Below are 10,686 nucleotides of genomic sequence, written 5' to 3' on the forward strand. Positions count from 1 at the left end.
TCTTTGGGAGATAGAATTGGTCTCACAAGAGGGGGTGCCTTGATACGAGTTGTTGTACTCTTGCCTTGTTGGGCCTCAAAAAAAGCTTCCAAATAGTTTTCACATACATCTTTTGGCACACCCTGCTGCAATATATTCCCTTTTTCCAACCAGATGGCATGTGTACAAAGATTTCTTACAGAGGCAGTGTCATGACTTACAAAAAGCACGGTTCCAGTCTTCATAAACTTTCGAAGATAGCGCATACATTTTTGTGTAAAAAAAGCATCTCCCACGGCTAATGCTTCGTCAATAACCAAAATATCCGCATCCACATGAGCAATCACAGCGAAGGCCAAACGTACATACATACCACTTGAATAGCTTTTAACCGGCTGTTCAATAAAATCGCCAATGTCGGCAAAAGCAGCGATGTCATTAATTCGGGCATCGATTTCTTGCTTGCTTAAACCTATCACAGCGGCATTCATGTAAACATTTTCACGGCCGGTAAACTCAGGATTAAAACCGGATCCAAGCTCGAGTAACGCAGCTATTCTACCATTCGTTTTTACGTATCCACCAGTTGGTGACAATGTTCCGCAAATCATTTGCAACAGTGTTGATTTACCGGAACCGTTCCGCCCGATAATCCCGACCGTCTCCCCGCGTTTGACCTCAAATGAGACATCCCTGAGCGCCCAAAATTCCCGAAAATAGTTGTTGGGCTGCCGGCCAAGGGCCCGCTTCAACCTGGGGACGACAAACTGTTTCAGGCGATCCCGCGGATTGTCGTAAATCTGGTAACACTTGCTGAGATTTTCGACTTTGATGGCGATTTCAGAGGACATCGGCGAACCCCTTGCGCGTTTTCTGAAACCAGGCAAACCCCAGCCACGCAATACATGCTGCGGACAGAAAATAGACGCTCAGAAAGGTCATATCGGGAATCCTGCCCCAGAACAGGACGTCTCTGGTTTGTTCAATGGCCGGCATCAACGGGTTCATCAGCAGAAACGACCGGTATGCTTCAGGCAGGGCGGAAGCCGGATAAAAGATAGGGGAGAGAAACATGAGCACCGTTGTCAGAATGCTGACGAATTGGGACACGTCGCGCAGGTATACCCCCAGGGAGGCCAGCATCCAGGAAAGCCCCATGACCAGCAGGGCAAGGGGAAAGAAGATCAATGGCAGCAGAAGAGAGGTGACATGCGGCAACCCGAATAAAAACGCATATGCGATCAGCCACACGCCAAGGCTGATGACGGCATGAAACATCGCCGAGCCCAGGGCCACCCAGGGAAGGATCTCCAGCGGGAAGACGACCTTCTTGACATAATTGACGTTTGAAAGGATCAAGCCCGGTGCGCGGTTGATGCATTCGGCAAACAGGTTGAACACGATAAGGCCGGCAAAAAGCACCAGGGCAAACTCGGTTTTCGAACCGCTGCCGCCGCCCCATCGGGCCTGAAAAACGACGCTGAACACGAAGGTAAACACGGCCAGCATGAAAAGCGGATGGAAAAAAGACCAGAAAATACCCAGGAATGACCCTCGGTAGCGGCCGACCACTTCCCGTCTGGAAAGCGCCAGGATCAGACTGCGGTTGCGCCAGAAACCGGCGATCATCTCCTTTGGTGAAATCGGAAAATTTTGCATTATCCAAAAATCTTCTTATGATTCATGTCTGTTTTATGTCTGAAAATCCGCATGATCGGGGTTGAGGTTTTCCCGGAATGAATACAGATGGTTGATTATGACATATGCTGTGGAACAGTGCGGGAGGCGGTATGGCGGCTCACGCAAATACCTCGGCCTGTTTCAGAAGGATTCCTGCTTTGTCCTTGGATGAAAGCGTCGGTGGGGTTTCAATGGGCCACCGGATGTCGATTTCAGGATCGTTCCAGGCGATGCAGCGCTCGAATTCAGCGGCGTAATAGTCCGTGGTTTTGTACAGGAAGTCCGCACTGTCGCTCAGCACCAGAAATCCGTGGGCGAAGCCGGGCGGGATCCAGAGTTGGCGATGATTGGATTCCGTGAGCTCCGTGCCGACCCATTGGCCGAAGAAGGGGGAGGACCTGCGGATGTCCACGGCGACGTCGAACACCGCCCCGGAGACGACCCGCACCAGTTTGCCCTGGGGCTGTCGGATCTGATAATGCAGTCCTCGCAGGACGCCTCGGCCGGATCGGCTGTGATTGTCCTGTACAAACGCAACCTCCAGGCCGGTGGCCTGCTGAAAGATTTTCTGATTGAAACTTTCGAAAAAGAAGCCGCGCTCATCCCCGAACACCCTGGGTTCTATGATCAGGACTTCCCGGATACCGGCGGCAGGGGTTACTTTCACAGGGCCCATCCTTTCTTCAGCAGGCGGAGAAGGTATTGACCGTACCCGTTTTTGGCCATGGTGTGAGCCAGTTTTTCGATCCGTGCCGCATCGATCCATCCCTTGCGCCAGGCGATCTCTTCGGGACAGGACACCATCAGCCCCTGCCGCTTCTGCAGGGTGGAAATGAAGGAAGACGCCTCCTGCAGGGAGTCGTGGGTGCCGGTATCCAGCCAGGCATACCCCCGCCCCATGATTTCCACGTTGAGCTTTCCCCGTTCCAGGTAGATCCGGTTGACGTCCGTGATCTCCAGTTCTCCCCGGGCGGACGGCTCCAGGTTGTCGGCGATGTCGACGACCTGATTGTCGTAGAAGTAGAGGCCGGTGACGGCATAGTTTGACCGTGGATTCGCCGGCTTTTCCTCGATGGACCGCACGCGCAGATCAGCGTCATACTCGACCACCCCGTATCGCTCCGGATCCTGAACATGGTAGGCGAACACGGTGGCGCCTTGACTCTGGGCCGCCGCCCGTTCCAGCTTCACCGCCAGATCATGGCCGTAGAAAATGTTGTCGCCCAGAATCAGGACGGGATCGTCATTGCCGATGAAACCACGTCCGATGGTAAAGGCTTGGGCCAGGCCGTCGGGAGAGGGCTGAACCGCATATTGAACATCGATGCCCCATTTTTCGCCGTCGCCGATCATATCCCTGAAGCGGGGCGTATCCTGCGGCGTCGAGATGATCAGGATGTCGCGGACCCCTGCCAGCATCAGGGTGCTGAGGGGGTAATAGATCATCGGCTTGTCGTATACCGGCAGCAGTTGTTTCGATATGGTGAGCGTGATCGGATAGAGCCGGGTGCCGGATCCGCCGGCGAGGATGATGCCTTTGCGCCGGGTCATGATTGTGCCTCCAGGGTTTCAGTAAGCATGCGCGCCGCACCGGCTTGCCAGTGGGGCAGATTCAGGTTGAAGGCGGCGCGCAGCTTGGCGGTGTTCAAACGTGAATTGTGGGGGCGGCGTGCGGGCAGCGGGAAATCGCTGGTCGGTACCGGCGCGACGGTTTCGGGAGACGCCGCCAGTTTCATTCCGGCCCGGCGGGCATATTCCAGGATGAAAACCGCGTAGCCGTGCCATGTGGTCTCGCCGCCCGCCGCCAGGTGGTACAAGCCGCCCAGATCCGGGTTGTTGAAAACCGCTCGGAGGGCGTGGGCGGTCACATCCGCCAGCAGTTCGGCACCGGTGGGGGCGCCGAACTGATCGTCAATCACGGTGAGGGCTTCCCGCTCCCGGGCCAGCCGGATAATGGTTCCGGCAAAGTTGGCCCCTCGCGTGCCGTAGACCCAGCTGGTGCGGAAGATCAGGTGCCGGCAGCCGCCGGCGATAACGGCCTGTTCACCTTCCAGCTTGGTACGGCCGTATATGTTCAAGGGGGCCGTGGGGTCGGTTTCCCTCCAGGGCGTCTCGCCGGAACCGTCAAAAACATAGTCTGTGGAGTAGTGAACCAGCCAGGCACCGCAGCGTCGGGCTTCCCGCGCGAGCACGCCGGGTGCCGCGGCATTGATGGTCCGGGCAAGCTCGCCCTCGCTTTCGGCCTTGTCGACAGCCGTATAGGCGGCGGCGTTGACAATCACGTCCGGAACGACTGCCCGAACGGTTCGGGCGACGCCTTCCAGGTTGGTGAGGTTCCCGCACAGCTCCTCGCTGCCGGAACCCAGAGCGATGATCTCGCCCAGTGGTGCCAGGCTGCGCTGCAGCTCCCAACCCACCTGGCCGTTCTTTCCGAATAGCAGGACCTTCATCGGTTTCGCTCCGCATAATTCTTTTCGATCCACGCCCGGTAGGCGCCGGAATGGACATTGTCGATCCAGTCCGGGTTTTGCAGATACCACATCACCGTTTTCCGGATGCCCGATTCAAAGGTTTCGGCCGGCTTCCATCCCAGTTCCCGCTCAATTTTCCGGGCATCGATGGCATACCGGCGGTCATGGCCGGGGCGGTCGGTGACGAATGCGATCTGCTCACAATAGCGTTTCCCGTCCGTCCGGGGGCGCAATTCGTCGAGCAGGCCGCAGACGATGTTCACGATGTCGATATTGGCTTTTTCGTTCCATCCGCCGATGTTGTATATGTCTCCGGGGGAGCCTTCGGCCAGCACGTGCCGGACGGCCCGACAGTGATCCTTGACGTACAGCCAGTCGCGGATCTGCCGACCGTCGCCGTAAACCGGCAGGGGTTTCCCCGCCAGGGCGTTGATGATCATCAGGGGGATCAGTTTTTCGGGGAATTGATAGGGCCCGTAGTTGTTGGAACAGTTGGTGGTCAGCATCGGCAGGCCGTATGTATGGTGGTAAGCCCGCACGAGATGGTCGCTGGCGGCCTTGCTGGCCGAATAGGGGCTGTTGGGTTCGTAACGATGGGTTTCACTGAACGCGGGAGCACCGGCCCTCAGGGATCCGTATACCTCGTCCGTGGAAACGTGGAGGAAACGAAAGGCATGTTTCCGTGAACTTCCCAGCTTGTCCCAGTAACTGCGCACGGCTTCCAGAAGCCGGAAGGTTCCGACGATATTGGTCTGAATGAAGTCTTCGGGGCCGTGAATGGATCGGTCTACATGGGATTCGGCGGCGAAATTGACGACGGCCCGGGGTTGATACCGCTTCAGCAATCCGGCGACCTGTTCAGGGTCGCCGATGTCGGCCCGAATGAAAATGTGCCGCTCATCATCGACGACGGATGCGAGGTTTTCCAGGTTGCCGGCATAGGTCAGCTTGTCGAGGTTGATAACGGGTTCATCGGATGCCGCCAGCCAGTCCAAAACGAAATTCGCGCCGATAAACCCGGCGCCGCCGGTAACCAGAATCATGGGGTAACCCTTTTGTCCTTTTATCGATTGATGACGTTCCAGGTCATCCTGATGTATCCGCTGCAAACGACATTGAAGCGTGTTGTGTGCGGAGATGCCCCTGTTTCGGCGTTTTGGAAACAGGATGCTGTTGAACAGAATTCTCCGAAAACTTAACTTTTACGTTAAATGGGAAGCAGTGTCAATGCCCTTTCGGTTACCGGATTTTCCAGAGGGAAAAATACATGCGCGTCTCCTTCTTTACCCGGCCCTAACGTGCATGACAACCACAAATACTGGATTTCCCCCATTTGATCCGGCGCCGGATTCGGCCAATATTTAGTGAGGGGAGCGTTGCGGCATTGGAAGGTATGCCATATGCTAAACAGAGGACACGCTCTCACGACAAGCAAAAAGGAGGATTTTCTATGGAGTATACGACTTTGCCGGGAACGGATATGCGCGTTTCGCGCATCGCCCTGGGCACGTGGGCCATAGGCGGCTGGATGTGGGGCGGAACCGACGAAAAGACATCCGTTCAGACCATTCACGCCGCTCTCGAAGAGGGTATCAACCTGATCGACACCGCGCCGGTGTATGGGTTTGGACGGTCGGAAGAGATCGTGGGCAAGGCGCTCCATGAGTACAACAACCGTCGGAACATTTTCATCTCCACCAAGGCCTGCCTCGCGTGGGACGATCGCGGCGTGTTCCGCGATGCGACCCGCGGCCGAATCAAAAAAGACCTGGAGGATTCCCTCCGGCGCCTTCAGACCGATTACATCGACATCTATTTTGTTCACTGGCCCGATTCGCAGGTTCCGGCGGAAGAGACCGCCGAGGCGATGAAGGAGCTGTTTTACGAGGGAAAGATCAGGGCGGTCGGGGTGAGCAATTATTCATCCGACCAGATGGCCGAGTTCGAGAAATTTTCACCGCTTCATCTCTCCCAGTTGCCGTACAACCTTTTCGAACGCGGTATCGAGGCGGCTGAGACGGCGTACTGCAGGGACCGCAACATTGCACTGATGGCCTATGGCGTGCTCTGCCGGGGCCTCCTATCCGGGGTCATGCGTTCGGACAGGGTTTTTGCAGGCGATGATCTCAGGAATCATGACCCCAAGTTCCAGGGGGACCGTTTCCGGCAATATCTTGCGGCGGCGGAAAAACTGGCGGAACTCGCCCGGGACCGCTACAATCGGGGTCTGCTGCCGATGGCCGTCCGGTGGGTCCTGGACCAGGGGGCGGAGATCGCCGTATGGGGCGCCCGCCGTCCGGAACAGATCACGCCGGTCAGGGACGCCGTCGGATGGGTCATTGGTGATTACGGCAGGCGGCAGATCCGGAAGATCCTGAATCAGACCATCACGGATCCCGTCGGGCCGGAGTTCATGGCGCCGGCTGTCCGGGAAGCGTGAAATCTAGGAGAGCATCTCCAGCGACGCCTCGATAAACGCCGGGATGTCGCCGGGGAAGCGGCTGCTGACCAGGTTGCCGTCCACCACGACTGCCTGGTCCAGGAATTCGGCGCCGGCGTTCCGAATGTCCTGGGCGATGGATTTCCAGCCTGTCATCTTCCGGCCCTTCACCACGTCCGCCGTGATGAGGATCTGGGGGCCGTGGCAGATGGAGAATACGGGTTTCCCGCTGTTCACGAATTCCCTGACGAATTCCACCGGGGCCTCATGCGCCCTCAATTTGTCCGGCGAATAGCCGCCGGGGATGAGCAGTGCGTCAAAATCGTCCACGCGGGCCTTTCCGACGGCAAGATCGATAACGACCGGTGTGTTTTCCTTTTTTCCTCTTACCGTGTTGCCGGCTTCAAGGCCGACGACGGTGAGGCGATGACCTGCGGCCTTGAAGGCTTCGGCCGGTTCGGTGTATTCGGAATCCTCAAACCATTCATCCATAATGACAGCGATATGACTCATAACAAACCTCCCGGGTAATGGGGGCTCCGCCCCCGGTCCAAAGATTGGTTTTCTCCTGAAATATATATTATAGTCATTATATGCGGGAGGGGAATTAAAATCATGCCGTATTCCGCCGCTGAAGGCCAGGCCGGCCGAATCTGGTTGTCAATGTCAAAGAAAGGACTGTCGCCATGAATATCGAATCCCATGTCATACCGGTTGAGGGAAAGGCTGTTCACTTTCTGTCGGCGGGTGCGTCCGCCGATACCATTGTCCTGTTGCACGGCAAAAGCTTCAGCGCCGACACGTGGCGTAAAACCGGGACGATCACCGCTCTGGGCGAGGCTGGTTTTCGTGCGGTGGCCGTCGATCTGCCGGGATACGGACAGTCGGCGCCGAGCGAAAAACGGGAGGACCGGATCCTGGGTCCTATCCTGGATGCGCTGGAGATAAAGGCTGCAGTGATTGTTGCGGCCTCGTTCAGCGGATGGTACGCATTCCCACTTCTTCTGGAGCGTCCGGATCGGGTCAGGGGCTTCGTGTCCGCGGCCTCCCGGGGAATCCGCAAATACCAGGCGTATCTGCAGCGTCTGACCTTTCCGGTCCTTGCCCTGTGGGGTGAAAAGGACGATCTCGTTCCCATGGAGAACGCCGATCTTCTGACGGCCTCCGTGCCCAATGGGCGGAAGATCGTCATTCCCGGGGGCACCCATGCTTCGTACCTGAGCGATCCCGAAAGGTTCAATCAGGTGCTTCTGGAATTTGTCACGACCTGTTTCATCGGACCCGGCGGTGCCGGCACTCAGTCCTCCGGTAAGCCCAACGCCGATTTGTCCACTGAAACCAGGATGTCGTAGCGTTCCAGGTTGGTGCCCATGGCCTGGTGGAGCCGGGCCAACCCTTTCCGGTAGTCGGTGAGGGCCATGACGTGCCGGATCCGGGCCGACACCTGCTTTTCCTGGTAGTCGAGGACGCGGAAGGTGTCGGAGAGGCCGCTGTTGAGGCGGGTTGTCTCCTGGTCCAGGGTTTTTGCCGAAAGCCCCACAAAGCGCTCTCCTGCCTGAACCCGCTCCAGGCTCCGATCCACGATTACCAGGGCGTTTTGAATTTCGGTGTCGATCCGACGCTTCGTCCGATCGATCAACAGCTCGATTTTGCGCTGCTCGATGCGGTTTTTCCGGTACTGGGCCCTGGCGGCCCGGTTGCCGAGGGGATAGTGAAATCGGAGCTCCGCCGACAACTGGTAGCCGCCGTCCCGGAAGAGACTGGTGAAGGCGTCCCCGTAATCCCCGGTGAGGGAGGAGGTGTGCGGCCCGCCGAGGATCGCCACCGGGCGGTCGTGTCCTGACAGGCCGTTGGCCCCTGCCGAGGCCACCAGATCCACCTGGGGCTTTTTCTGATTCCGGTAGTAGTCGGTCAGAATCTCTGTGTTCTCTCGGGCGATGCGAATGCCTTTCAAGTCGGGGCGCTTGTTCAGAGCGGTTTCGAGGGCCGCATTTCTTTCGGGGCCGGGCAGAACTGTGGCGGGGATGGGCGGGGTCCGGATATCCGCGTCATAAAGCGGATCGGCAGGCGCGATCGCCAAAAGGTCCTTGAGTTGGTTCTCAAGCGTTTCCACTTGTTGACGGGCCCGGATCACGGCTTCGTCCCGATCGACGACGGCGGTACGGGCCTCGTCCACCTCGGTGACGGAGATCATGCCGCGGGCGAGCCGTCGCTGGTTGCCTGCCGCCAGTGTCTCCGCCAGTTCCCGGGACTGAATGCGGAATTCGAGAACGGCGAGGGCGCCGGCCAGGTCGAGGTAGATCCGTTCGATCTCTCCGGCAAGCATCTGGCTGCGGGCCATATAGTCCGCAACCGACAGTTCTACGCGATTTTTCGACACCTGAACCGCCGCCGTATTGACATCGGTGCCGAAATCCCGGAGGAGGGGCTGGGTCAGCTGGAGGACGATGAGGTTCCGGTATTTGGGGTCGAGGGCGTCGGCGAGAAAATTGTCCTCGACCCGAAGGGTTTCAAAGGCAAGGCGGGACTGGAGTCCGGTGGTAAACCGCTTCAGGATGCCTATGCCGGCGCTGATTTCGCGGGTGTGCTGAGTTTCGTCGCCGTAGAGGATGACGCCTGTCAGTAATTTTTGATCCGCAGCCGAGAGAGCGGCTTCGACGGCCGGATCGAAAACCGCTTCGTTCGAGATCACGTCCTGCCGCTTCAAGGGGATGTCGAGACGCTGGATTTCGAGGTCCAGATTCTGTCGAAGTCCTGTGGCGACGGCATCCCGAAGCCCGAGCAGCGCTTCCCGGCCCAGGGCCTTCCCGGTCGGGAGGAGGGCGATCAGAAGGACCAGCAGCACGGTGCTTGCGCGTACGCTGCCGGCAAGCCGGACAATCGATGTTTTCAGGGGGCTGCGGTGGCGGTCTCCTTGATGGGTTTCCAAATCGGGCCTTCCTTTCGGTCAGTCGATTCTGTGCCGGAAAAGCCATCCGGCGAGGCTCAGGGTTGCCAGGGCGATGAGGGCCATGGGCCAGAATTGGGCGAAAAAAACGGACGGCGGGGCGTCTTCCAGGAACACGCCCCGGAGCACCACCATGAAATACCGAACGGGATTGAGGCGGGTGAGGTGCTGAACCGGAACCGGCATGTTGCCGATGGGGGTGGTGAAACCCGATAGAATCACGGCCGGCACCATGAAGAGAAAAACGCCCAGAAGCCCCTGCTGCTGGGTGACCGACAGCGATGAAATCAGAAGTCCCACGCCCACTGCCGACAACAGAAAAAGGCCGAGTCCGCCGTAGAGCATGAGGAGGTTCCCCCGGAGAGGCACCTTGAACCAGAGGGCGGCCGCCAACAGGCAAACCGTTCCCTCCGCCAGCCCGATGACGCATCCGGGGATCGATTTCCCGATCAGGATCTCCACCGGCCGGAGCGGGGTCACCAGGAGCTGGTCAAAGGTGCCCTGCTCCCGCTCCCGCGCCACCGAAAGGGCTGTCGTGATCAGGGTTACGAGGAGGGTGATGATGCCGAGGATCCCGGGAACGATGAACCAGCGGCTCTCCAGGTTGGGGTTGTACCATGTCCGGGTCTCGAGAACGGCGGGGAATCCCCTGATGCCGGCGGTCCGGACGAGTTCGTCGCCGTAGGCCGTGACCACGGTTCGAATGTAGTTGAGGGCGATCATGGCCGTGTTGGAATTGCGGCCGTCGAGAATGACCTGGATCTTCCCCGACCGACCTTTCAGGATGTCCCGGCTGAAGCGGCGGTCCACGTGGATCACCAGAAGCGCCTGTCGGGCGTCCACCAGGGGTGCGATTTCGGCTTCCCGGGTGATCACCGCCACCTTTCTGAAATGGGGCGACCCCTCCAGTCGTGCCGTCAACGCGCGGGAGAAGGCGCCGGGGTCCTCATTGTAAACCGCGTAGGGCACTTTTTCGAGATCGTAGGTGGCCGCATAGCTGAACACGAAAAGCTGGATGATGGGAGGAACCACAACGGTGAGCCGACTCCGTTTGTCGCGGAAGAGGGCCAGAAACTCCTTGACGATCAGTGCGGCAATGCGGTGAATCATACCCTGACCTCTCTAATCCAATCGTTTCTTGGACTTGAGGCCGCACAGGGTCAGGAAGA

The 10,686-nt window shown here is 58.3% G+C and carries 11 protein-coding genes; 2 read left to right on the forward strand and 9 right to left on the reverse strand.

Translation table 11 applies throughout. The features are described 5' to 3' along the window. The 6 genes from AB7S84_RS13935 to rfbB all read right to left on the reverse strand — a co-directional run. The coding region (locus AB7S84_RS13935) for an ABC transporter ATP-binding protein (protein WP_428155126.1) at positions 1-830 on the reverse strand (830 nt) is incomplete at its 3' end. Next, positions 820-1,638 (reverse strand): ABC transporter permease, encoded by an 819-nt coding sequence (locus AB7S84_RS13940; protein ID WP_428155128.1) that lies wholly within the window; start codon positions 1,636-1,638, stop codon positions 820-822. The genes AB7S84_RS13940 and AB7S84_RS13935, both read right to left, overlap by 11 nt. A 139-nt stretch (positions 1,639-1,777) precedes the next feature. Continuing rightward, positions 1,778-2,326 (reverse strand): dTDP-4-dehydrorhamnose 3,5-epimerase, encoded by a 549-nt coding sequence (gene rfbC, locus AB7S84_RS13945; protein WP_428155130.1) that lies wholly within the window; start codon positions 2,324-2,326, stop codon positions 1,778-1,780. Next, on the reverse strand, positions 2,323-3,210 hold the full coding sequence (gene rfbA, locus AB7S84_RS13950; RefSeq protein WP_428155132.1) for a glucose-1-phosphate thymidylyltransferase RfbA: 888 nt from the start codon (positions 3,208-3,210) through the stop codon (positions 2,323-2,325). Before rfbA ends, rfbC begins: the two co-directional genes overlap by 4 nt. After that, on the reverse strand, positions 3,207-4,109 hold the full coding sequence (gene rfbD / locus AB7S84_RS13955; protein WP_428155134.1) for a dTDP-4-dehydrorhamnose reductase: 903 nt from the start codon (positions 4,107-4,109) through the stop codon (positions 3,207-3,209). Before rfbD ends, rfbA begins: the two co-directional genes overlap by 4 nt. Further along, complete coding sequence (gene rfbB, locus AB7S84_RS13960; protein ID WP_428155137.1) at positions 4,106-5,173, reverse strand: dTDP-glucose 4,6-dehydratase; 1,068 nt, start codon at positions 5,171-5,173, stop codon at positions 4,106-4,108. The genes rfbD and rfbB overlap by 4 nt, the downstream gene beginning before the upstream one ends. 407 nt (positions 5,174-5,580) lie before the next feature. Here rfbB and AB7S84_RS13965 point away from each other — a divergent pair, with 407 nt between their 5' ends. Next, complete coding sequence (locus AB7S84_RS13965) at positions 5,581-6,570, forward strand: aldo/keto reductase (protein ID WP_428155139.1); 990 nt, start codon at positions 5,581-5,583, stop codon at positions 6,568-6,570. Positions 6,571-6,573: 3 nt separating this feature from the next. On the opposite strand, the gene AB7S84_RS13970 is transcribed toward AB7S84_RS13965, so the two are convergent. Next, positions 6,574-7,083: a type 1 glutamine amidotransferase domain-containing protein gene (locus tag AB7S84_RS13970; protein WP_428155141.1), complete on the reverse strand. Its 510-nt coding sequence runs from the start codon at positions 7,081-7,083 to the stop codon at positions 6,574-6,576. A 173-nt stretch (positions 7,084-7,256) separates the two neighbouring features. Between AB7S84_RS13970 and AB7S84_RS13975 the strand changes: the two genes are divergently transcribed. Then, positions 7,257-7,922: an alpha/beta fold hydrolase gene (locus AB7S84_RS13975; protein WP_428155144.1), complete on the forward strand. Its 666-nt coding sequence runs from the start codon at positions 7,257-7,259 to the stop codon at positions 7,920-7,922. Here the strand turns inward: AB7S84_RS13975 and AB7S84_RS13980 are convergent. Beyond that, complete coding sequence (locus AB7S84_RS13980; protein ID WP_428155146.1) at positions 7,868-9,499, reverse strand: TolC family protein; 1,632 nt, start codon at positions 9,497-9,499, stop codon at positions 7,868-7,870. The two genes, AB7S84_RS13975 and AB7S84_RS13980, sit on opposite strands and share 55 nt — an antisense overlap. Positions 9,500-9,517: 18 nt before the next feature. Further along, on the reverse strand, positions 9,518-10,627 hold the full coding sequence (locus AB7S84_RS13985; RefSeq protein ID WP_428155149.1) for an ABC transporter permease: 1,110 nt from the start codon (positions 10,625-10,627) through the stop codon (positions 9,518-9,520). Between the last annotated feature and the right edge of the window lie 59 nt (positions 10,628-10,686).

The sequence above is a fragment of the Desulfococcus sp. genome, assembly GCF_050178255.1.
In the GTDB taxonomy this organism is placed as follows: Bacteria; Desulfobacterota; Desulfobacteria; order Desulfobacterales; family Desulfococcaceae; genus Desulfococcus; species Desulfococcus multivorans.